This is a genomic window from Halomonas sp. 5021 (assembly GCF_036663435.1).
Lineage (GTDB): Bacteria > Pseudomonadota > Gammaproteobacteria > Pseudomonadales > Halomonadaceae > Vreelandella > Vreelandella janggokensis.
In genome coordinates, this window is record NZ_JAXOVU010000005.1 from 203,055 (window position 1) to 225,127 (window position 22,073).

The 22,073-nt window shown below is 59.0% G+C and carries 16 protein-coding genes; 8 read left to right on the forward strand and 8 right to left on the reverse strand.

Annotated elements, in window-relative coordinates; translation table 11 throughout:
* Positions 1-102: 102 nt before the first annotated feature.
* The gene (gene trpC / locus R3F64_RS10880) at positions 103-906 is read left to right on the forward strand and encodes an indole-3-glycerol phosphate synthase TrpC (protein ID WP_085917525.1); all 804 of its coding nucleotides are present in this window, start codon (positions 103-105) and stop codon (positions 904-906) included.
* On the opposite strand, the gene R3F64_RS10885 is transcribed toward trpC, so the two are convergent.
* The 4 genes from R3F64_RS10885 to R3F64_RS10900 form a co-directional block, all read right to left on the reverse strand.
* Positions 903-4,046 (reverse strand): efflux RND transporter permease subunit, encoded by a 3,144-nt coding sequence (locus R3F64_RS10885; protein ID WP_332611398.1) that lies wholly within the window; start codon positions 4,044-4,046, stop codon positions 903-905. The genes trpC and R3F64_RS10885 overlap by 4 nt on opposite strands.
* A gap of 18 nt (positions 4,047-4,064) precedes the next feature.
* A complete protein-coding gene (locus tag R3F64_RS10890; protein WP_332611400.1) occupies positions 4,065-5,141 on the reverse strand; it encodes an efflux RND transporter periplasmic adaptor subunit in 1,077 nt (358 codons plus the stop codon).
* A 74-nt stretch (positions 5,142-5,215) separates the two neighbouring features.
* On the reverse strand, positions 5,216-8,314 hold the full coding sequence (ydiJ, locus tag R3F64_RS10895; RefSeq protein ID WP_332611401.1) for a D-2-hydroxyglutarate dehydrogenase YdiJ: 3,099 nt from the start codon (positions 8,312-8,314) through the stop codon (positions 5,216-5,218).
* Positions 8,315-8,402: 88 nt separating this feature from the next.
* On the reverse strand, positions 8,403-8,993 hold the full coding sequence (locus R3F64_RS10900) for a DUF4202 domain-containing protein (RefSeq protein ID WP_199285073.1): 591 nt from the start codon (positions 8,991-8,993) through the stop codon (positions 8,403-8,405).
* Positions 8,994-9,155: 162 nt separating this feature from the next.
* On the opposite strand from R3F64_RS10900, the gene serS reads away from it, so the two are divergent.
* Positions 9,156-10,433, forward strand: coding sequence for a serine--tRNA ligase (gene serS / locus R3F64_RS10905; RefSeq protein WP_332611404.1), 1,278 nt, complete (start codon positions 9,156-9,158; stop codon positions 10,431-10,433).
* Here serS and R3F64_RS10910 read toward each other — a convergent pair.
* Positions 10,378-11,211, reverse strand: coding sequence for an SIMPL domain-containing protein (locus R3F64_RS10910; RefSeq protein WP_332611406.1), 834 nt, complete (start codon positions 11,209-11,211; stop codon positions 10,378-10,380). The two genes, serS and R3F64_RS10910, sit on opposite strands and share 56 nt — an antisense overlap.
* A gap of 204 nt (positions 11,212-11,415) precedes the next feature.
* On the opposite strand from R3F64_RS10910, the gene R3F64_RS10915 reads away from it, so the two are divergent.
* Positions 11,416-12,519 carry an AI-2E family transporter gene (locus R3F64_RS10915; protein WP_085917462.1) on the forward strand — a complete coding sequence of 368 codons (1,104 nt, stop codon included), beginning with the start codon at positions 11,416-11,418 and terminating at the stop codon, positions 12,517-12,519.
* A 43-nt stretch (positions 12,520-12,562) separates the two neighbouring features.
* On the opposite strand, the gene trxA is transcribed toward R3F64_RS10915, so the two are convergent.
* The gene (gene trxA / locus R3F64_RS10920) at positions 12,563-12,946 is read right to left on the reverse strand and encodes a thioredoxin (protein WP_139839338.1); all 384 of its coding nucleotides are present in this window, start codon (positions 12,944-12,946) and stop codon (positions 12,563-12,565) included.
* Between the two features lie 254 nt (positions 12,947-13,200).
* Between trxA and cysB the strand changes: the two genes are divergently transcribed.
* Positions 13,201-14,175 (forward strand): HTH-type transcriptional regulator CysB, encoded by a 975-nt coding sequence (gene cysB, locus R3F64_RS10925; protein WP_085917463.1) that lies wholly within the window; start codon positions 13,201-13,203, stop codon positions 14,173-14,175.
* 13 nt (positions 14,176-14,188) lie between these two features.
* Here cysB and R3F64_RS10930 read toward each other — a convergent pair whose 3' ends face one another.
* The gene (locus R3F64_RS10930; RefSeq protein ID WP_264826312.1) at positions 14,189-14,809 is read right to left on the reverse strand and encodes a phosphoadenosine phosphosulfate reductase domain-containing protein; all 621 of its coding nucleotides are present in this window, start codon (positions 14,807-14,809) and stop codon (positions 14,189-14,191) included.
* 117 nt (positions 14,810-14,926) lie between these two features.
* On the reverse strand, positions 14,927-16,282 hold the full coding sequence (pabB, locus tag R3F64_RS10935; protein ID WP_332611412.1) for an aminodeoxychorismate synthase component I: 1,356 nt from the start codon (positions 16,280-16,282) through the stop codon (positions 14,927-14,929).
* A 274-nt stretch (positions 16,283-16,556) separates the two neighbouring features.
* Here pabB and R3F64_RS10940 point away from each other — a divergent pair, with 274 nt between their 5' ends.
* From R3F64_RS10940 to acnD, 4 genes are read left to right on the forward strand one after another with little or no spacing between them, the layout of a single operon-like run.
* On the forward strand, positions 16,557-17,297 hold the full coding sequence (locus R3F64_RS10940) for a GntR family transcriptional regulator (protein ID WP_085917526.1): 741 nt from the start codon (positions 16,557-16,559) through the stop codon (positions 17,295-17,297).
* 42 nt (positions 17,298-17,339) lie between these two features.
* On the forward strand, positions 17,340-18,242 hold the full coding sequence (prpB, locus tag R3F64_RS10945; RefSeq protein ID WP_332611415.1) for a methylisocitrate lyase: 903 nt from the start codon (positions 17,340-17,342) through the stop codon (positions 18,240-18,242).
* A gap of 56 nt (positions 18,243-18,298) precedes the next feature.
* Positions 18,299-19,426, forward strand: coding sequence for a bifunctional 2-methylcitrate synthase/citrate synthase (prpC, locus tag R3F64_RS10950; RefSeq protein ID WP_199285079.1), 1,128 nt, complete (start codon positions 18,299-18,301; stop codon positions 19,424-19,426).
* A gap of 12 nt (positions 19,427-19,438) precedes the next feature.
* Positions 19,439-22,063: a Fe/S-dependent 2-methylisocitrate dehydratase AcnD gene (gene acnD, locus R3F64_RS10955; protein WP_085917468.1), complete on the forward strand. Its 2,625-nt coding sequence runs from the start codon at positions 19,439-19,441 to the stop codon at positions 22,061-22,063.
* Positions 22,064-22,073 lie beyond the last annotated feature (10 nt).

Consider the following 22,073-nt stretch of genomic DNA (forward strand, 5'->3'; position numbering starts at 1 on the left):
GCGCTTAAACAAACTATGTTTTAAAAAAGATTAATTTTAATAAAGATTAATTTTAAAAAAATAGTTTTAATAAAGGTTAGTTTTAAACAAGAAGAGATCACCATGACTCAACAGGCAACGCCGACTATTTTAACGCGCATTCTGGACCGCAAGGACCAGGAAGTGGCCGAGCGCCGCCAGGCCGTTTCGGAAGCCGACCTGCTGGCGCTGGGTGAAAAGCAGAGCGCGCCCAGGGGATTTACCGATGCGCTTAATACCCGCATCGCCGCCGGGGATGCCGCTATCATCGCCGAAGTTAAAAAGGCCTCGCCTTCCAGGGGGGTGATTCGTGAGGAGTTTCACCCGGCGGATATCGCCAAAAGCTATGCCCAGGGCGGCGCGGCGTGTCTGTCCGTTCTCACCGATGCGGATTTTTTCCAGGGCCACGAAGATTACTTGATCGCCGCGCGTGATGCCTGTTCGCTGCCGGTGATTCGCAAGGATTTCATTACCCACGGCTATCAGGTGTCCGAGGCGCGGGCGATCGGGGCTGACTGTATTCTGCTGATTGTCGCCGCGCTGGACGACGCCCAGCTTCGTGACCTGAACCAGCAAGCCATCGCCCTGGGCATGGACGTGCTGGTAGAGGTCCACGATGCCAACGAGCTGTCACGTGCCATGGCGCTGGATCTCAAGCTGATCGGCATCAACAACCGCAACCTGCACACCTTCGAGACCAGTTTGAACACCACGCTGGAGTTGCTGCCCAGTATTCCAGAGGGTGTCACGGTGATAACGGAATCGGGAATCCACACCCGTGACGACGTGGAACTAATGCGTGACCACGAAATTAACGGCTTCCTGGTGGGTGAGGTCTTCATGCGTGAAGCCGACCCGGGTGCAGCCCTCAAGCAGCTGTTTTTCTAATCCGGCTGTCGCTTAGTCCGCCGGCTAAGCACCGCCACGGTAAGCGCCGGTAGAAAGGTGACGGTGACGATGGCGGTGCCCAGCAGCCCGAACAGCACGATGGCGCCGACGCCGCGATACAGCTCGGTGCCCTCGCCGGGTAAAAACACCAGCGGCGATAGCCCGCACAGCGTGGTCAAGGTGGTCATGGCAATGGGCCGCAGGCGGCTCTCCACGGCGCTGTATACCGCATCGCGTACGTCCATGGTCGTCTCGCGCAGGTTGATGCGTGCCTGATGGACGACCAGTATCGGGTTGTTGACCACAGTGCCCATGAGGATCAAAAAGCCCAGCATGGTGATCATGTCGAAAGGCTGGCTGATGGCGTTCAAGCCGATACGCGGCAGCATCGCGCCCACGCTGTTCATCAGCCACAGACCGACAATCCCTCCGGCGGCGCCGAGGGGGATGGTCGCCAGAATCAGCAGCGGATAGCCCCAGTGGGCAAAAATCGCCACCAGCAATAAATACACGATCGCCAGGGCAATCAACCCGTTGCCGGTGAGAGACTGGCGGGTGGCATCGAGCTGGTCGCCCGCACCGCTTACCGTGATATCGATACCGCCAGGTAGCTCGCCCTGATCGCGCATGGGCTCGATCACTTCGCGCTGCATCCGTTCGATACCCGCTTCCAGCGCCACGCTGCGCGGTGGGATCACATTCAGGGTCACGCTGCGCCGGCCATCAACCCGGCGTAGGGTGGCGGTGCCAACGGTTTCTTCGATATCGGCGACGTCGTTCAGCGGTACGTTGAAGCCGGCAGGCGTATGCAAGGGCAGGCTGGCCAAGCGGTCGAGGTCGATATCGCCGGCCTCTGGGCCATAGCCGTAAAGATCGATCTTCTCATCGCCGAGGTAAAAATCGTCCAGGTACGACCCGTTGGTCAGCACGGCAATCGCGGTGCCCAGAGCCTCGGTATCAAAGCCCAGCTCGGCGGCGCGCTCCCAGTCCGGATAAATCTCGATCAACGGCTGGCCCAGATCCAGCGCCGAGGGGCGCGATTGAATACGCGGGTTGTCGAAGGTCGCCTGGGCGCGTTCGTAAATACGATTGGCCGTTGCGTAGAGGGTTTCCAGGTCATTACCGGCAATATCCAGCGTGATGCTGCGCGTGCCGCCGTCGTTACTCGAGATGATCGAGCCGCGCGCGGCAAAGGCGCGCATATCCGGGTAGGCCTCGTAGCGTGTGGTGAGCGCGTCCATCAGCGCCTCGATATGATTGGGGTCGATGGTTTCGGCAATGATGCGCAGGCTCTGCGCTTCGGCCTGGATGCCCATGGTGCGGATGGGGGGCACGTCGGTGTCGCCGCGTTCAAAGTCCTCAGGGTCGGCGCCGACGTGGGGTTCGAGTTCGCGCTGCAGGTCCTGGGCGATGGCGTCCATGGTGGCGAGGTTGTAGCTTGCCGGGGCGTTCATGCTGGCGAAGGTCTTGGCTTCCTCGCCCTCGGGCAGGTATTCCGCAGGCGGCGTCAGCCCGACAAAAATCGCCACACCGCCAACGATGCCCAACACCACGGCCGCCGTGCGCCGCGCCGTGCTTTTGATCATGCGGTCGACCACCCACAGGCAGGCGCTCATCCAGCGCGGGCGAGTGCCATTGCCGTTATTGCGGCCCCGGAAATCGATATGCGCGCCGAGCGTGGGGATGACGGTAATGGCGACCACCATCGAGACCAGGATCGAAGTGGAGATCGCCACGGCAATATCGGAATACAGCTGGCCGGCTTCCTGCTCGATAAAGAAAATCGGCACAAACACCAGAATCGTGGTCAGCGTCGAGGCGAGCACTGCCGACCAGACCTGCTTGACGCCTTCAAGCGCCGCCTGGAAACGGGCCAGCCCGCGCCGCCGTTGGGTCTCGATACTTTCGAGCACGACAATGGTGTTGTCGATGGTCATGCCGATAGCAAAGGCCACCCCGGCCAGGGAAATTACGTTCAGGGTGCGCCCGGCAAGCAGAAGGCCGAGAAATGCCGCAATGGTACAGATGGGAATGCCGATGATGCCGGCGAAGGTGGCCCGGGCCGAGCGCAGGAAGGCGTACATCACCAGAGTGGCAAACAGCGCCCCCAGGCCCAGGTTGACCCAGACGTTGGCAATCGAGGACTCCACGTAGCGAACGTCGTCGCTGGATAGGATCATCTGCATGCCCTGTTCGGCCAGCAGGCCTTCATTCAGAGCCTCCACCTCGTCCAGCATGGCGCGCTTGATGTCGATGACGTTGGCCCCCGGCTCGCGACGCACCTGAACGCTCAAAACTGGCTCACCAGTCGAGTTGTAAGAGCGCGAGGTCAGCTCGGCGTAGGACTGCTGCACCTCGGCAACGTCGCCAAGCCGTGTTACCTCATCGCCCTGGCGGTCAAGGATCAACGCTTCCAGGCTCTCGACATCCTCGAAACGCCCGACGGTGCGCAGCAGATAGCGGCGTTTGCCACTTTCCAGTTGGCCACCGGAGACGTCCTGGTTGCGTTCCCGCAATGCGTTCTGGATATCACTGATGCTGATGTCGCGGGCGGCGAGGGCGTCGGGGTCGAGCAGTAGTTGCATCTGCCGTTCGGCGCCGCCGGAGACGGTGACCTCCGACACGCCGCTGACGCTTTCCATGCGCGGGCGAACGTTATCTTCCAGATAGTCGCGCATGGCTGGCATGTCCAGATCGCGCGGATTGCCTTCGCGGGGGCCGACGTTGAAGTACATGAACGCATTGGCCGAAAACGAGTTGGCGACGATGCGCGGCTGGTCAACGTTGGTGGGGTAGGAGGGCACCTGGCTCAGGGCGTTGTTGACCCGAATGAGCGTTTCGGTGAGGTCAACGCCAAACGGAAATTCCAGCTCAACCTCGGCGCTGCCGCTGCTGGCGGTGGATTCCATACGCTGCAGGTTGGGGACGTTGCGTAAATACTCTTCCTGCTCGATGAGGATATCCTTTTCGATATCCTGCGGGTTGGCACCGGCCCACTGGGTTTCAACGCCAATCACCCGGGTTTCCAGGTCGGGAATCATTTGCACGGGAATCCGCCAGATGGCGGCAATGCCCACGATCAGCAGAATCAGGGTGACGACACTGACCAAAATGCCGTGACGGATGATGGCGGCAAACATGCGCGAGGGCGCTCCTTGTTAATCGTCGTCGATAAGGGACAAGGTCTGCCCCTCTTCCAGGCGTTCGTTGCCGACCACAATGACGCGATCGCCCGCCTCGATACCGTCCAGCACCGCAACGTTGCCCTCGTGGCCGCTGCCGATCTCCACGCGCTGTTCATAGGCGCGCCATGCGTCGTCTTCCTGGCGGGCCAGCCATACGCTCACGCTGCCGTCCGGGCGGCGGATCAAGGCATCGCGGGGGACGCTTGGGCCTGTCTCGCCTTCAAGCAACAGCCGCCCTTCGAGCGCCATGCCGGGCAGCAGGCTGAGGGCTTCAGCAGGCTCGGCGCGCAACAGAAACTGGCGGCTGGTGGCGTCCTGGGGTACCCGTGCCCGGGGGTGGGCGGCGTACCATCGGGTATCGCCTTCCAGCCGGATCTCGAGAGTGGCGTCATCCATGCGGCCATAGGCCGAGAAAGGCACAGGGAAGTCCAGTCTCAAGGCGTCAATGTCGACCAGCGTCATCAGGGTGTCCCCGGGCGTGACCCATTCACCCAGCTCGCTGTCGCGCTGGGTGATCAGCGCATCGAAGGGCGCGGTGATGGTGTGGCGGGCCACGCGTAGCTCCCAGAGCGCGTATTCGGTCTGCCGGGCGTCTAGAAGGGCCTCGGCCGCTGCCAGCGTGTTTTGCCGCCGGCGCTGTTCGCTGACCGCAATATTTTGCTGTGCGGAGAGCTGGTTGGCTTCGTTGAGGCGCTGACGGGCATCGTCGCGATCAGCGCGGGCCTGATCGATATTGGCCTGGGCGCGCTGGCGCTCCAGCTCGGCTTCACGGCTATCCAGTGCCATCAGCCGTTCACCCTGGCTGACCCGGTCGCCGAGGGCGACGTCAAGGGACGCGACCTGGCCCGCTTCGGCGCTGGAAAGCTGCGAGGTGCGCGGGGCGGAAACGCTACCGGTCAGACGCAGCGTCTCGATACGCGGGGTGTCTTCAACCCGCTGGGTTTCGACTCGGGCGTCCTGTGCGGCGGCCACGCCGATGCCACCCATCAGCAGGGCCAGTGTCGTGGCGCACGCCCGAAGGGCGCGAGCGATAGTCAACAATCGTCGCAAGATGATTCCCCGGCTCTAGGATTGCGCCCAGCATGCCAGAATCAAACGGTCGGTTGGCGTTGGTGGTATCAACGTTATCCGCGCTTGAGCGCGCTCAATAGCGCCTGCAGCGGGTGAGGCAGCACCTGGCTTGAGTAACGCTTCACCTGGCTGCGACAGGAGTAGCCTGTCGCCAGTAGCTTGCCCGCATTCTCTTCGGCGTCAACCTGCGGCTGCCAGGACTGCGCGTAGATGACCTTAGAGGTCGCCACGTTGCGGGTTTCATGGCCGTAGGTGCCGGACATGCCACAGCAGCCGGTACTGACCAGTTCAAGCTCCAGCCCGAAGGCGGCGAATACCTGCTGCCATGCCTTGGGGGAGCCCGGCGCATTGGTGCTTTCGGTGCAGTGGGACAGCAGTTTGAAGCTGGGGTCGCTCAGTTCCACCGGGCGGCTAGGCAGGGTGTTGAGGCGGGTGGCCAGCCACTCCTGGAGCATCAGCACCTCGGGCACCGCCGCGCTGCCCAGCGATTTGACGTACTCCTGGCGGTAGGTGAGAGTCATCGCCGGGTCGATGCCCACCAGGGGGATGTCAAAGTGCGCCAGCGTACGCAGCCGCTCGGCCTGTTTCCGCGCCGTGCGTTCGAACACTCCCAGGAAACCCTGGACGTGCAGCGGCTTGCCGTTGGCGGAAAACGGCATGACGAACACCCGCAGGTTGAGCCGCGACAGCAGTTCGACGATATCCATCACCAGCTTGGCTTCAAAGTGGCTGGTGAACGCGTCCTGCACGATGATCACGCTGTTGGCGCGCTGCTGTTCGGTGAGCAGCGCAAGCGAGGTCGGTGTGGCCTCGGCCACCCCCCAGGCGCGCAGCTTCTTTTTCAGGTTGGCCCGGGACAGCGCCGGGGAGTCGCTGATGCCTACGCCTTTGCGCATCAACTGCTCGACCCAGTGCTGGCCCATGATGGCGTTGTACAGCGGGGCGGCTCTGGCAAAGGTCGGCAACATGAACTCGGTGCCGCCGATGACATAGTCCCGCAGCGGGCGCAGGTAACGACCGTGGTAGACCTCCAGAAACTGCGAGCGGAACTGCGGTACGTTGACTTTGACTGGGCACTGCCCGGCGCAGGATTTGCACGCCAGGCAGCCCGCCATGGCGTCATAGACCTCATGGGAGTAGTCGTGGTGCTGCCTGCGGCTCAGCGTGTTGGCTACCCGCCGTGGGAAGTGCTTGATAAAGCCCCAGCTGCTTTCGGCTTTTTTCCTGCGCGACTCTTCCACCACGTCGATACCCGCATTGGACTGCAGGCGTAGCCACTCACGGATCAAACTGGCGCGGCCCTTGGGGGAATGGCGGCGGTCGCGGGTGGCCTTCCAGGAAGGGCACATGGGGTCGTCGACGTCGTAGTTGTAGCAGGCGCCGTTGCCGTTGCAGTAGACCGCGGCGTCGTAGGCCTGCCAGGCCCGTTCATCGATGGTGCGGTCAAGCTGGCCGCGCATCGGCACGCTGTCGATGGTGAGCAGCTCCGGGTCGTGCTCCCGGGCGATCAGCTTGTCCCCTTCACCAGGGGAGGCGATCTTGCCGGGGTTGAGCTGGTTATAAGGGTCAAACGCGGCTTTGACTCGCTGCAAGCTGGGGTAGAGCTCACCAAAAAATGTCGGCGAGTATTCCGATCGGACGCCCTTGCCGTGCTCGCCCCATAAAAGCCCCCCGTATTTCTGGGTGAGCGCGACCACTTCATCGGAGATTGCCCGAATCAGCGCTTCCTGAGCCGGGTCTTTCATATCCAGCGCCGGACGAACGTGCAGTACCCCAGCATCCACGTGGCCAAACATGCCGTAGTCAAGCCCCCGGGCATCCAGCGCCGCGCGGAATTCGGCAATATAGTCGGCCAGGTGCTCGGGCGGCACCGCGGTGTCTTCCACAAACGGCAGCGGGCGCTTTTCGCCCTGAACGTTGCCCAGAAGCCCCACCGAGCGCTTGCGCATGCCGTAGACGGTCTGGATCTGACCGCGACCTTCGGCCAGGGTGTAGCCCAGCCGCTCGACGGTGGCATCATGGCGCAAATGCTCGGTGAACGCGCGAACCCGCCGGGCCAGCGCATCGGGGTCGTCGTCGTTGAACTCGACCAGGTTAATGCCGCGAATGGCGGTGTCACCGGCCGGAAAAAATTCGGCCACGCTGTCCCATACGAAGTCGTCCATGGCGAGTTGCAGCACGGTGTCGTCGATGGTTTCGATGGACGTGGGGCGAGCGCTTGACGCCATCAGTGCTTTGGCGTCACGCAGGGCCTCCATAAAACCGGCGTAGCGAACGTTCACTAGCGTCGAGTGCTTGGGAATCGGCAAAACGTTCAATACCGCTTCGTTCAGAAAGCCCAGTGAGCCCTCTGAGCCGCAGAGCAGGCTGTTGAGGTTGAGCTGGCCGCTATCGTCACGCAGGTGGGCCAGGTCATAGCCAGTCAGACAACGGTTGAGCGGCGGGAAGGTGGTCTCGATCAGTTCGCGCTGCTGGTCGATAATCTTGGCGGCAGTGGCGTGGATCCGGCCGAGAATGCCTTCTTGCGCGCATTCAGCGGTTTCTTCTTCAACGCTCAGCGGGCGACTATGTAAGTGCTTACCCCCCAGCAGCACCGTGTCGAGTTCAAGCACATGGTCGCGGGTCTTGCCGTACTCGCAGCTGCCCTGGCCGCTGGCGTCGGTGGATATCATGCCGCCAATGGTGGCGCGATTGGAGGTTGAGAGCTCCGGCGCGAAAAACAGCCCGTGAGGCTTGAGCGCGGCGTTGAGCTGGTCTTTGACCACGCCCGCCTGGACGCGCACCCGGCGATTATCCGCGTCGATCTCGATAATCTGGTTCATGTGGCGGGAAACATCCACCACAATGCCGTCGGTCAGCGACTGGCCGTTTGTGCCGGTACCGCCCCCACGTGGGGTGAGTACGATATTGCGATGGGGCACTTCGCCCGCCAGTCTGGTCAGACGCTCCAGGTCTTCGGCGTGCTTGGGGAAGACCGCCGCCTGTGGCAGGCGCTGGTAAATCGAGTTGTCCGTCGCCAGTACCGTGCGGTTGGCGTAATCTGGCGCGATCTCGCCTTCAAAGCCACGCGTTTTCAGCGCCTCGAGAAAACGGACGTAATGGGCGCCCAGGCGTTCAAATGGCGCGGTGCGTGAATCCAGAGATGCAATCATAATTGATCAGGTCGTCACTGCCGAAAGCGGAAAAGAGAAGACAGCTACTTTACCGCAGCGTCGCCGCCGGTGCATCAGGGCGGCGGCGTTATGCCTCGCCCAGGGCTTCTTTGACCAGCGCGGTCGATGATGGCGACATGGGCAGTGTCAACGCCAGCTCATGGGCACGCGGGGACATTTTACGCCAGGTCATCTGTACGATTCGCACCATATGATCGTGCTCGACCTTGCGCGAGAAATCGGCGAAGTAGTTTTCCAGGAACACCAGACAGGCACAGTCTTCCAGCGCCTGTACCTCGGGATCACGCCCCAGACCTTTCTTGCCGATCATTGCCGCGACGCGTTTGGCCTCCTCAACGCTGTAACCGGCTTTCTCCATCAGTTTGGCAGTAGTTTCGCCTGCCCGTTTGCCCTGGTCGCGCCGCCAGGTCAAATAGCCCACCCGTCCTTTATCATAGTCTTCGCGGGGGACCTGCCAGCGCTGCAAGTGCTGGGCGCGTACCGCCAGTTGCAATAGCTCGCCGGGTGCATCAAAAACAGATTCCAGCCACTTGCTCATCCGCTGGGCATAAGCCAACTCCTGAGGCATGGTGGTGCCATCGTCAAGCGTGGTGGAACGCGGGTCCTGGGCATGAAGCGCATCAATGGCGTCGAGTGTTTGCTCAAAAGCGGAGGTCATTTGAAGCTCGCTTGGCTAATCAAGGTCGATACGCTTATGTTAGCAGTGCTGCGCGCAGCAGGATAACCCCATAGCCCCCCGCCGTGCTTTTGCCTACAATAGTTGCCTTTGTTGTCGGCGCTTTGCGCCGTGGTTCACTGAATTCAGGCCAAGGGATACCTCATGCTCGATCCGAAACTGCTGCGCGGTGATCTTGATGCGCTGGCGCAACAACTGGCACGCCGGGACTTTGTATTGGATAAACAAGGACTTCAGGCGCTGGAGTCCCGCCGTCGCGAGCTGCAAACCCAGACTGAGCAACTGCAGAACGAGCGCAATACCCGCTCCAAGGCAATTGGCAAGGCGAAGGCCAACGGTGAGGATATTCAGCCGCTACTGGACGAGGTCAGTGACCTGGGCGAGCGCCTGGATGCCGCGAAACAGCAGCTGGCGGAGGTGCAGGCCGAGTGGGACGATGCGGTCAGTGGGATTCCCAATATTCCCCATGACAGCGTGCCGGAAGGCAAAAGCGAAGACGATAACGTTGAACTGCACCGTTGGGGCACGCCTCGTGCATTCGATTTCGAGGTGCTGGATCACGTCGATCTGGGCAAGCAGTCAGGCTATCTCGATTTTGATTTGGCTTCCAAGATCACCGGCGCACGCTTTGCAGTGATGCGCGGGCCGGTGGCGCGTCTGCATCGCGCACTGGCGCAGTTCATGCTGGATACCCAAACCGAGCAGCACGGCTACGAAGAGTGCTATGTACCGTACATGGTCAACCGCGCATCGCTAACGGGCACCGGCCAGTTGCCCAAGTTTGGCGAAGACTTGTTCCGCCTGGATGATGAGCGTGAATACCACCTGATTCCTACCTCGGAAGTGCCGCTGACCAACTTTGTGCGCGATGAAATCGTTGACCTGGCAGCGCTGCCCATGAAGCTCACTGCGCATACGCCGTGTTTTCGTTCTGAGGCGGGCTCACACGGGCGCGATACTCGGGGCATGATCCGCCAGCATCAGTTCGACAAGGTCGAGATGATCCAGATTGTCGAGCCGGACAAAAGCTATGAGGCGCTGGAAGAAATGCGCGGCCATGCTGAGGCGATCCTGCAGGCGCTTGAGTTGCCGTATCGCGTGGTGACGCTGTGTACTGGCGATATGGGTTTCGGGGCGGCGAAGACCTACGACCTGGAAGTATGGCTACCCAGTCAGGATACCTTCCGCGAAATTTCCTCGGTTTCCAACTGTGAGGAATTCCAGGCGCGGCGTATGCAGGCGCGCTTCCGTCATCCGGAGGCGAAAAAGCCCCAACTGTTGCATACCCTGAACGGCTCAGGGCTGGCAGTTGGGCGTTGCCTGCTGGCGGTGCTTGAAAACCACCAGCAGGCGGATGGCTCGGTAGTTATTCCTGAGCCGCTACGTCGGTATCTGGGTGGGCTGGAGCGTCTGGCCCTTTAAGCGCCCATTCCACGTTAACGCCTGCTTCTATGCGGATGGTCCCAGGGCGGTATTCGCGGCTGGGGCTATCATGGGTATCGGCACTGACGCTGCCTTCCGCACGCATGGACATCATGCGGGGTTGAAAAATGGGCGATTGGGTTTCTTCAATGTGCTGAACATGACCGAGGTTAGTCTCCAGCGTTCCGGCCATTAGCTCGGCCTTGTGCCGGGCTTTTTCCAGTGCCTTGACCAGCGCTTCGTCGGTAGCAGCGTCACGGTCCTGCAGGTCGAATTGCACGCCGTCCAAGGCGTTCACGCCTGCATCCATCAAGGCGTCCAGCACGTCACCAAGCTGGTCGATATCCGTCAATTCGACGGTAACCGGGCGTTCGAGCCGCGTGCGTTGCAGCGTTTCACCCTCGCCATTACCGCCACGCGGACCTGATACCTGTTCAGGGTAAATATTCAAGGAACCGGCGCTGATCGCATCGCGCTCAAGGCCGCTATCTTCCATGGTGTTTATCAGCTCGCTTGCCCGGCGTTCAAGACGTTCCCGTGCAGCGGTTAATTCCTCGCTGTCGGTGTCTTCAAGGCTTGATAGTGCGGGCGTCTTTTCCCATAAACGGGCATTGAGGGTGGCTTTGTCAGGCGCGACCTCAACAAAGGACTGAGCTTGTACATGTAAGCTCGGGGGCGTTGGGGCTGCCTGGGCCATCGGAATGCTGATCAGGGTAAGCAGTGCGCCGACGGCGAGGCTTTGGCGTAGTGGTGTTTTAGAGGGTAAGCGACATTTCATTGGTAACATCCCTATTATTGCGTGTGCGCTAGGCACATGGCGGAGTAGAAAGAGTAAGACTAGACTCTGCTTGGAATGCGGTAGGCCAAAGAAAGTTCAGCCGTAGCGGTGTGGTGGAAAGTTGTTGCTAGAAGTTTGCACGCTTGGTGCTAAATTCCGTTGTCTTCTGGTTTAGAAGGCGATATTGCTTAGGGATGGAGGGGTATGTCGAAGTTATCGGATGAGGGTTACCGCAGTATTCCGTTGAATGCCACGCTGGCCATGGCGGCTTTGGTGGTCATTATGGCGGGCATGAAAATGGGCTCGGATCTGCTGGTGCCACTGCTGCTCGCCATTTTTATCGCGGTGGTATGCACATCCCCCGTGCATTGGCTGAATCGTTGCGGGCTTAGCTTACGGCTCGCCGTGTTTCTCACCTTGATTTTCATGCTGGTGTTTATATCGCTGATCGGCCTGCTGGTGGTGAACAGTTTCAGTACCTTCATTCAAGCCCTGCCTGATATTGAAACGCGTCTCTACGAGCACTACTGGGATATATTAAATGCGTTGGCCTCGCGCGGCCTGGCGATAGATCCTGATCAGCTAAGCTCTATGCTGGAAATGGAAGGTGAAGGGTCCTGGATGCAAACCTTGCTGGGAGAGCTAGGCAATCTGTTCATGCAGAGCAGCATTGTCGCGTTGCTGGTTATTTTCTTGATGTTCGAAACGCTGAATTTTCGCGATAAGGTGTCGCGGGCCTTGGAAAACCCGGCGCCGAGTTTGAAGCGTTTCAGCGAATTCAGCTTGACGTTGAAGCGCTACCTCGCCGTAAAGACGGTGATTAGCCTGGCGACGGGGATTTTGGTATGGCTTTCTTGCCTGATGGTGGGGGTTGAGTTTCCGCTGCTTTGGGGGGTGCTGGCCTTTGCGCTCAACTTTATTCCCAATATCGGTTCCGCGATAGCCGCGATTCCGCCGGTATTATTGCTGCTGGTTTCTCAGAATGGAGGGATCTGGGAGGCATTGCTGCTGGCATCCACTTACCTGGCAATCAATTTCGTGCTGGGTAACTTGGTTGAGCCGCGGATCATGGGGCAGGCGCTGGGGCTTTCCACCTTTGTGGCGTTTTTATCGCTGGTGGTATGGGGGTGGGTATTCGGGGTTGCCGGGATGTTGCTGTCGGTCGTTTTGACCATGACGCTCAAGATAGCCTTGGACAGCCACCCGCAAACGCGATGGATGGCGCACTTATTGGGTCCAGGCAGTCGAAGAGGGGAAAAATCCAGCAAGCTGGACGCTCGGCGACCGCCTTGGTTAAGACGTCACTGAATGGAATCGTAAAAACCGCCGACGTAGTCGGCGGTTTTTTACGTCAAGCGTTCTGGTCAATAAACTGGGTTAGCTGCGATTTCGATTGAGCACCCACCAGCGATGCCACCTTGGTGCCGGCTTTAAACAGCATGACGGTAGGAACGCCGCGGACGCCTTGCTCTGCCGCGATCTCGGGGGCGTCATCAACGTTCACGCTGACCACCTTGAGGTTTTCGCCTTGTTCGTCGGCGACTTCATCGACCACCGGCGCCATGACTTTGCAGGGGCCACACCAGGGGGCCCAAAACTTCAGTAGGACTGGCTGTTCGGCGTTGAGGACTTCCTGCTCAAAATTGGCGTTAGTAACATCAACATTAGTAGCCATTTGCTTCTCCCGTTTGCGTTGCTCTTGCTGTTTCGTTGCCTCAAATGGAGCAACGGTCATCACGCGATTACATAGCGCATTTCATCGCGCCAAGTCGGCAAATGTTAGCGGGCGAAACGGGGTGTGGCAAATGCGAACGGCATGAAATCGATAAAATAGTAAAAAGTAATAGGTGCTGCTAGGGCCGTTTTTTTATACTATAAAGGCATTATAGCGATTTTTTTTATTCTAATAATGGTTGTGTGAGCCAAGTGCAAAGGCAGCGCTTGTCGTTTCAACGCAATCATCCGTGCATTGACCGGTTAGGTGACACTATGAAACTGCAGCAGCTTCGCTACATTTGGGAAGTGAATCGGCACAATTTGAATGTTTCGGCCACCGCGCAAAGTCTTTACACCTCGCAGCCTGGAATTTCCAAACAGATTCGCTTGTTGGAAGACGAACTGGGTGTCGAGATTTTTGCTCGTAGTGGCAAGCACCTGACCCGTGTGACGCCAGCAGGTCAGTCGATCATTGATCTGGCCGGGCAAGTGCTGCGGTTGACCGAGAACATCAAGCATGTGGCCCAGGAGCACAGCGACGAACGGCGCGGTAGTCTGGCGATTGCCACCACTCATACCCAGGCGCGCTATGCGCTGCCGCCTATTATCAGCGCTTTCACCCAGAAATACCCCGATGTGGCCCTGCATATGCAGCAGGGCACACCCAAGCAAATCGCCCAGATGGTCAGTGAGGGCCAGGCGGATTTCGCCATTGCCACCGAGTCGCTGGAACTGTTTACCGATCTTATTCTGCTGCCTTGCTATCGATGGAACCGCTGTGTGCTGGTACCTAAAGACCATCCGCTGGCCCATCTGGATGCGCCGCTGACATTGGAAGCGTTGGCGGAGCATCCGCTGGTCACCTATGTGTTTGGCTTCACCGGGCGTTCCCAGTTGGATGATGCGTTCAAAGCCAAAGGGCTGACACCTAACGTGGTACTCACAGCGGCAGATGCCGATGTGATCAAAACCTACGTGCGGCTTGGCATGGGCGTGGGCATCGTGGCCCATATGGCCGTCGACCCGGCCCTGGATGATGACCTGGTGGCGCTGGACGCACGGCATCTTTTTGCAAGCTCCACGACCAAGATTGGTATTCGTCGTGGCACCTTCATGCGCGGTTATATGTACGATTTTCTAACCCGTTTTGCGCCTCATCTTACCCGTGATCGGGTGGAAGAGGCGCTGACCGCGGGCCCGCGTCATGAGCAGTCGTTATTTGACGACCTGGACCTGCCGGAGTACTAACCCGCCGTGTGGGTTAGTGCTGTAAATGCAGTCCGCATTCGCGCTTTTCCTCGACCTTGGTGGGGTCAAAGTAGTCGAAGTTGTTGGGCAGATTGTGGGCTTGCAGATACTGGTACATATCTTTGGCTGTCCACTGAAGTAACGGCGCGACTTTCAACAGGCCGTCAGCATTGCGGCTGACCGGTTGCATCCTGGCACGTTCCGGCGTGTCTTCTGCCCGCAGGGCGGTGAGCCACACGTCCGGATGCATTTCCCTCAGGGCACGTTCAAAGGGTTCGATTTTGACTTCCTGGGTAAAGGCATCGTGGCGCGGGTCATCAATGCCTGGCATGGGGCCTTCCAGTGCCTCGCGATGCGCGCGGGTCCGCCTGGGCAGGAAGCTGACGATGTTGAGGTTAAGCTGCTTGATGACGTCATCAGCAAATTGGTAAGTCGCCTCGGTGTTGTAGCCGCTATCCATCCATACGATGGGAATATCCGGGCGTACCTGGGTCACCATGTGCAGAATGACCGCTTCGAACGGGCGGAAGTTGGTCGTGCAGATGGGCCGTGTGCCCTGAGCCAGTGCCCACTCAACTAACCCTTGAGGGTTGTTGGCAAATTCATTGTTGATCGCTTCAAGTTCTGAGGACATGCTGCCTCCTTATCGTCGGAAAGATCATGCCGATAGGCTACCAAAGAGCAGGCAGGTCGCCCCAATACCGTTTGGTTTGGCTTTTATATTCCTTTTTGATTTAAAGACCGTGCTTGCTTATTCCAGCGCTTTGATCAAGTGACGAATTTTGTCCAGTGTCTCAGTGTATTCCTCGTTGACGTTGGAGTCGGCTACCAGCCCGCCGCCTCCCCAAACGTGAAGCCTACCGGCGTCTGCCACCACCGTGCGGATGGCAATCGAGGTGTCCATGCTTCCCCGTACGTCGACATACCCGAGGCTGCCGCAGTAAATACTTCGCTGGCAGGGCTCCAGCTCATCGATGATCTGCATGGCACGAATTTTGGGTGCGCCGGTAATCGAGCCGCCGGGAAACGCGGCGGCGAGTAGGGCGAGGGTGGCACGCGGGTCGGGGAGCTTTCCCTGGATCACGCTGACCAGGTGATGAACGTTGGGATAGCTTTCCAGATGACAGAGCTGAGGCACCCTGATCGTACCGGGAAGGCAGATACGGCCGAGGTCATTACGCAAAAGATCCACGATCATGACGTTTTCAGCGCGGTCTTTACGGCTGTTAAGCAACTGCTCGGCGAGTGCTTGATCTTCTTCAGGGGTCATGCCGCGGGGGCGCGTTCCCTTGATAGGGCGGGTTTCCACCTGGCCTTCATGGCTACGAATAAACCGTTCGGGAGAGAGCGAAAGCACTGCTTTGTCCTGCCACGCCATAAACCCTGAAAAAGGCGTGGGGGTGGCCCGGCGAAGTCGCAAATAGGCTTGCCACTCATCACCCTGATAAGACGCCGAAAAACGTTGGGCAAGGTTGATCTGGTAGCAGTCTCCGGCGCGAATGTAATCTTGCACGGCATGAAAGCGCTGATGGTAGTCAGCGCGGCTGAGCTCCGCCTGAAAAGAAGCGGTCAGGCAAAACGGCGCCGTCGCTGGCAACGAGCGGCCAAGCCAGTGCATGACCTGTTCGCGGCGCTCGTCGGTGGCGACCAGCCATGCTTGCTGGGTGTGGTGGTCAAACGTGACGCACCAGTCATAGAGCCCAATTCGGGCCTGGGGCAGGTCGGTGACACACGGCTGCTGGCTGGCAATCGACTGCTGCTCACGGCCCAGGTCATAACCCCAGTAACCGATCAAGCCGCCAGCAAAGGGGAGCTCGCCCATGTCTTGTGATGGCACAGGCAACTGATCAAGCAGCCACTGCTGGGGGGCAAAGGCATCCGGCCAGTCAAGGGGCGCAGTAAGTTGATCGGACGTGACCTTCGACTGACCGTTGGCATCGATCTCAAGCGTCGCCAGTGGGTCACTGCTCATGATGTCAAACCGGCCATTGGCCAACGGGCGCCCGCTATCTAGCAAGACCGCGCCTGAGCGTTGGCGAAGTGCCGCGAACGTCGTCAAGGGGTCAGGTAGGTAGGGCAGTGCCGTCAGTGTTAACGCTGATATCATGAAGCAAACGCCTGGCCAAGTGGGGCAGCATATTTTAGAGGGCGTTAAACAAGGACACCAGTCGGTCTTCTCGACGGCTTTCTCACGTTAATCACATGGTGAAAGACATTGCCCCCGACGCTTTCCTGCTTCTCGCTAGATTGTTGACACCGCAAGACGTTATTGCCCTGGGTCGTACGACAAAAGGCCTACCTGATCGTACGGTAAGCAAGGTTGACGGCGGTTTTGCAGAGGACTAAAGTTGTCCCATCATTTAATTGTCGACAATTTACCCATGACCTTATCAGCTGTGACGACACACAAAGATTCATCGGATCATGAAGCAGCCTCTCCGGAAGTGCGCACGCTGGCCGAGCGGGTTTTCCAACAACTCCAGGACGCTATCGTTCGCGGTGAGTTGGCCCCAGGCAGCAAGATTACCGAACCCGGGTTATCGAAAACCTACGGTATTTCGCGGGGGCCGCTGCGTGAAGCGATGCGACGTCTGGAAGCACATCGTTTGATCGAGCGGGTTCCCCATGTCGGGGCTCGGGTCGTCAAACTCTCAATGAAGGAGCTGATTGAGTTGTTTGACGTACGCGAGGCCCTGGAAAGCATGGCCGCTCGGCTGGCCGCCGAGCACATGTCTGCAGACGAGATCCAGGGGCTGCGGGATGTACTGGCGCTCCACGAAGGGCAGAGTGATCTGAAGCGCGGTGAGGCCTACTATCAGCGTGAAGGCGATCTCGATTTTCACTATCGGATCGTTCAGGGCAGCCACAACAAGATGTTGATGAACCTTCTCTGCGACGACCTTTATTACCTTGTCCGTCTTTATCGTACCCAGTTCAGCGCCAGCGGCGCGCGTCCCCAGCGGGCCTTTGTGGAGCACCATCGCATTGTCGATGCCATTGAAGCCGGTGATGCCGAACTCGCCGAGTTGTTGATGCGCCGTCACGTCAGCGCCTCCCGCGCCAATGTTGCCGACCGTTACGCCACTATTCTTGAACAACAATCATCGACACCCTCGGAATAAAACGCCATCTACCTGTGTCGCAATACAAAGGAGTCCACGTCCATGTCTCAATCTCCCCAGTCAGGGCTTACCCCCGGTGCACGTTTTCGCGCAGCGCTAGAGGCGAATCGGCCGCTGCCCATTCTTGGCACGATCAATGCCTACACGGCAATGATGGCCGAACGGGTCGGTCATCAGGCGATTTATCTGTCCGGCGGTGGCGTGGCCAATGCCTCTTTTGGGTTGCCCGATCTGGGTATGACCACCATGAACGACGTGGTGGAAGACGCTCACCGTATTTGTGGTGCGACGGATGTGCCGCTGCTGGTGGATATCGATACCGGCTGGGGCGGGGCGTTTAATATTGCGCGCACCGTCAAGGAAATGCAGCGTGCGGGCGTGGCGGCGGTACACCTGGAAGATCAGGTCGCCCAGAAGCGCTGTGGGCATCGCCCCAACAAGGCGATCGTCTCCCAGCAGGAAATGGTCGATCGCATCAAGGCCGCGGCGGATGCCAGGCTCGACCCTGACTTTTACCTCATCGCCCGCACTGACGCCTTTCAGAAAGAGGGGCTGGATGCCGCGATCGAGCGTGCCAATGCCTGTATCGAGGCAGGTGCTAACGCCATCTTCGCTGAAGCGGTGCATACGCTGGACGATTACCGGGCGTTTTGCGAACGGGTCAATGCGCCGATCCTTGCCAATATCACTGAGTTTGGCGCGACGCCGCTTTTCACTCAGCAGGAGTTGGGGGAGGTGGGCTGCCGAATGGTGCTGTATCCGCTTTCGGCTTTCCGCGCCATGAACGCCGCCGCGCTGCATGTCTATCAGAGCATTCTGGACAACGGCCATCAGAAAGACGTGCTGGACACCATGCAAACCCGCGATGAGCTATACGACTTTTTGAACTACCACGACTTCGAACAAAAGCTCGATGCGCTGTTCGCCGAGCAGAAAGATACCTAATCGCCGTTAACCCTTACAACGTTATAACCAATAAAATACGCTAGCAGGAGACCTACATGGCTGATAAACCGCAAAACAGTGCCGGACTGCGAGGCCAGAGCGCCGGTTCCACCGCGCTGTGTACCGTCGGTAAAACAGGCTCTGGATTAACCTACCGTGGCTTCGACATTAAAGAACTGGCTGAAAAGGCCAAGTTTGAAGAAGTCGCTTATCTGCTGCTAAAGGGCAAACTGCCCAATCAAGCTGAGCTGGACGATTACATTGACAAACTCAAAAGCCAGCGTGGCTTACCCAGCGCCTTGAAAAACGTGCTGGAAGAAATCCCCAAAGACGCTCATCCCATGGATGTGATGCGTACCGGGGCATCCATGCTGGGTAATCTGGAGACCGAGGAAAGCTTTGAAGAGCAGGAAGACGTGGCCGACCGTCTGCTGGCCGTGCTGCCCTCGATCATTTGCTACTGGTATCGCTTCAGCCATGACGGCGTACGTATCAATACCGAAACCGACGATGCCTCGGTAGGTGGTCACTTCCTGCATATGCTACGCGGTGAACCGGCCTCCGAGCTGCATGCACGGGTAATGAACGTATCTCTCATCCTTTACGCAGAGCACGAATTCAATGCCTCCACATTCACCGCCCGGGTTTGCGCCTCAACGCTCTCCGACATGCACTCTTGTGTGACCGGGGCGATTGGGACGCTGCGTGGGCCGCTACACGGTGGCGCCAACGAAGCGGCGATGGCGATGATCGAAAACTGGACCTCGCCTGAAGAAGCTGAGCGGGAAATGCTCGGCATGCTAAAGCGCAAAGAAAAAATCATGGGCTTTGGGCACGCCATTTACCGCGAGTCAGATCCGCGTAATGCCATCATCAAGCACTGGTCGAAAAAGCTCGCCGACGATGTGGGCGATAGCGTGCTCTACCCCGTTTCTGAGCGTTGCGAAGCGGTCATGTGGCGGGAGAAGAAACTATTCTGCAACGCGGACTTCTTCCATGCCAGCGCTTACCACTTCATGGATATTCCCACCAAGCTGTTCACGCCGATTTTCGTGATGTCACGGCTTACCGGCTGGGCCGCCCACGTGTTTGAGCAGCGTGAAAACAACCGCATTATTCGCCCCAGCGCTGACTATACCGGCCCCGAGAAGAGCGAATGGGTACCCATTGAAGCCCGTGATTAAGTGAGAGTGACGATGAACACCAATTATCGCAAACCGCTGCCGGGTGTCACGGTCGACGGGACTGCCATTGATTACTTTGATACCTACCAGGCCGTGGAGGATATCCAGCCTGGCGCCTACGCAACGCTGCCGTTTACCTCACGAGTACTGGCCGAGCAGCTGGTGCGCCGCTGTGATCCAGAGCAGCTGACGGCTGCCCTCAAACAGCTGATCGAGCGCAAGCGCGACCTGGACTTTCCCTGGTATCCGGCGCGGGTCGTGTGTCACGACATTCTCGGCCAGACCGCGCTGGTCGACCTGGCGGGCCTGCGCGATGCCATTGCCGATAAAGGCGGCGACCCGGCGAAGGTCAACCCGGTGGTGCCGACGCAGCTGATCGTCGACCATTCGCTGGCTGTCGAGCACGCCGGTTTTGAAAAAGACGCCTTTGAAAAAAACCGCCAGGTAGAGGACCGCCGCAACGACGACCGTTTCCATTTTATCAACTGGACGAAAGTGGCCTTCGAGAACGTCGATGTGATCCCGCCTGGCAACGGCATCATGCACCAGATCAACCTGGAGAAGATGTCGCCAGTGGTCCAGGTCCAGCAAGGTGTGGCTTACCCTGATACCTGCGTGGGTACTGATAGTCATACACCGATGACCGATGCGCTGGGCGTGATTTCGGTGGGTGTCGGCGGCCTAGAAGCAGAGAGCGTGATGCTCGGCCGCGCCTCAATGATGCGCCTACCGGATATCGTCGGTGTCGAACTCACCGGTAAACTACAGCCGGGCGTGACCGGCACCGACATGGTGCTGGCGATTACCGAGTTTCTGCGCAGCGAGCGCGTGGTCGGCGCCTACCTGGAATTCTATGGTGAGGGCGCCGATGCGCTGACCGTCGGCGATCGTGCAACGATCTCCAACATGACGCCGGAATACGGTGCGACGGCTGCCATGTTTTACATCGACAGCCAGACCATCGACTACCTCAAGCTTACCGGGCGCGAGGACGAGCAGGTGGCGCTGGTCGAGGCTTACGCCAGGCATACCGGTCTCTGGGCCGACAGCTTGAAAAGCGCCGAATACGAGCGGGTGCTGCGTTTTGACTTATCCAGCGTGACGCGCACGCTGGCGGGGCCTTCCAACCCCCATGCGCATTTGCCGACCTCAGAGCTTGCCAAGCGCGGTATTGCGGTTGATCTGGATAAAGCCCGCGCCGAAGAACAGGCGGGCAGAATGCCGGATGGCGCAGTGATCATCGCCGCGATTACCAGCTGCACCAATACGTCGAACCCGCGCAATATGGTGGCGGCGGGCCTGATTGCCCGAAATGCCAATAAGCTGGGTCTTACCCGCAAGCCCTGGGTCAAGTCATCGCTCGCTCCGGGGTCCAAAACCGTCAAGATGTACCTCGAAGAAGCCGACCTGATGGGCGAGCTGGAAGACCTTGGGTTTGGCGTGGTGGCGTATGCGTGTACCACCTGTAACGGCATGTCCGGCGCGCTGGATCCGAAGATTCAGCAGGAAATTATCGACCGGGATTTATACGCAACGGCGGTATTGTCCGGTAACCGTAATTTCGACGGACGGATACATCCCCATGCCCAACAGGCATTTCTGGCCTCGCCGCCGCTGGTGGTGGCTTACGCTATCGCGGGCACGATTCGCTTTGATATCGAAAAGGATATTCTGGGTCACGATGCTGAAGGCAACCCGGTCACGCTCAAGGATATCTGGCCCGACGACAGCGAGATCGACGCCATCGTGAAGTCGGCGGTAAAGCCTGAGCAGTTCCGCGATACGTACATCCCCATGTTCGACCTGGATAAAAGTGCCCGCACTCAGGTCAGCCCGCTGTATGAATGGCGCCCTCAGAGCACCTATATCCGTCGTCCGCCATACTGGGAAGGCAATATGGCCAAAGAGCGCGGATTGAAAGGGATGCGACCTCTGGCAATTCTGCCGGACAATATCACTACCGATCACCTGTCGCCCTCTAATGCGATTCAGTTGAACAGCGCAGCGGGTGAGTACCTGGACAAGATGGGCCTGCCGGAGGAGGACTTTAACTCCTACGCGACCCACCGGGGTGATCATTTGACTGCTCAGCGCGCCACCTTGGCAAACCCCAAGCTGTTCAATGAAATGGTACGTGACGAGCAGGGTAATGGGGTGCAAGGGTCGCTTGCCCGTATTGAGCCGGAGGGTAAGGTTACCCGGATGTGGGAAGCCATTGAGACCTACATGGCCCGCAAGCAGCCGCTGATCATTATTGCGGGCGCCGATTACGGCCAGGGGTCTTCCCGTGACTGGGCTGCCAAGGGCGTTGCGCTGGCTGGCGTCGAGGCGATTGTGGCCGAGGGGTTCGAGCGCATCCACCGCACCAATCTGATCGGCATGGGCGTTATGCCGCTGCAGTTTGAAGAAGGCACAACGCGCCACACGCTGGAGTTGGACGGCACCGAAATTTACGATGTGGAGGGCACCCCGCAGCCGGGCGCCACGCTCACGTTGTTGATTCATCGCCAGAGTGGCAGCTCCGAACGCGTACCGGTGATTTGCCGCCTGGATACCGCCGAGGAAGTGTCGATTTACACCGCTGGTGGCGTGCTGCAACGCTTTGCTCAGGACTTTCTCGAATCCACTGCCGCCTAGCTGGAGATGA

Bases quoted from the DNA above. Each gene is read 5' to 3' on its own strand.
- trpC (WP_085917525.1), top strand. From the start codon at position 103: ATGACTCAACAGGCAACGCCGACTATTTTAACGCGCATTCTGGACCGC.
- R3F64_RS10885 (WP_332611398.1), bottom strand. From the start codon at position 4,046: ATGTTTGCCGCCATCATCCGTCACGGCATTTTGGTCAGTGTCGTCACC.
- ydiJ (WP_332611401.1), bottom strand. From the start codon at position 8,314: ATGATTGCATCTCTGGATTCACGCACCGCGCCATTTGAACGCCTGGGC.
- R3F64_RS10900 (WP_199285073.1), bottom strand. From the start codon at position 8,993: ATGACCTCCGCTTTTGAGCAAACACTCGACGCCATTGATGCGCTTCAT.
- serS (WP_332611404.1), top strand. From the start codon at position 9,156: ATGCTCGATCCGAAACTGCTGCGCGGTGATCTTGATGCGCTGGCGCAA.
- R3F64_RS10910 (WP_332611406.1), bottom strand. From the start codon at position 11,211: ATGAAATGTCGCTTACCCTCTAAAACACCACTACGCCAAAGCCTCGCC.
- R3F64_RS10915 (WP_085917462.1), top strand. From the start codon at position 11,416: ATGTCGAAGTTATCGGATGAGGGTTACCGCAGTATTCCGTTGAATGCC.
- trxA (WP_139839338.1), bottom strand. From the start codon at position 12,946: ATGACCGTTGCTCCATTTGAGGCAACGAAACAGCAAGAGCAACGCAAA.
- cysB (WP_085917463.1), top strand. From the start codon at position 13,201: ATGAAACTGCAGCAGCTTCGCTACATTTGGGAAGTGAATCGGCACAAT.
- R3F64_RS10930 (WP_264826312.1), bottom strand. From the start codon at position 14,809: ATGTCCTCAGAACTTGAAGCGATCAACAATGAATTTGCCAACAACCCT.
- pabB (WP_332611412.1), bottom strand. From the start codon at position 16,282: ATGATATCAGCGTTAACACTGACGGCACTGCCCTACCTACCTGACCCC.
- R3F64_RS10940 (WP_085917526.1), top strand. From the start codon at position 16,557: ATGACCTTATCAGCTGTGACGACACACAAAGATTCATCGGATCATGAA.
- prpB (WP_332611415.1), top strand. From the start codon at position 17,340: ATGTCTCAATCTCCCCAGTCAGGGCTTACCCCCGGTGCACGTTTTCGC.
- prpC (WP_199285079.1), top strand. From the start codon at position 18,299: ATGGCTGATAAACCGCAAAACAGTGCCGGACTGCGAGGCCAGAGCGCC.
- acnD (WP_085917468.1), top strand. From the start codon at position 19,439: ATGAACACCAATTATCGCAAACCGCTGCCGGGTGTCACGGTCGACGGG.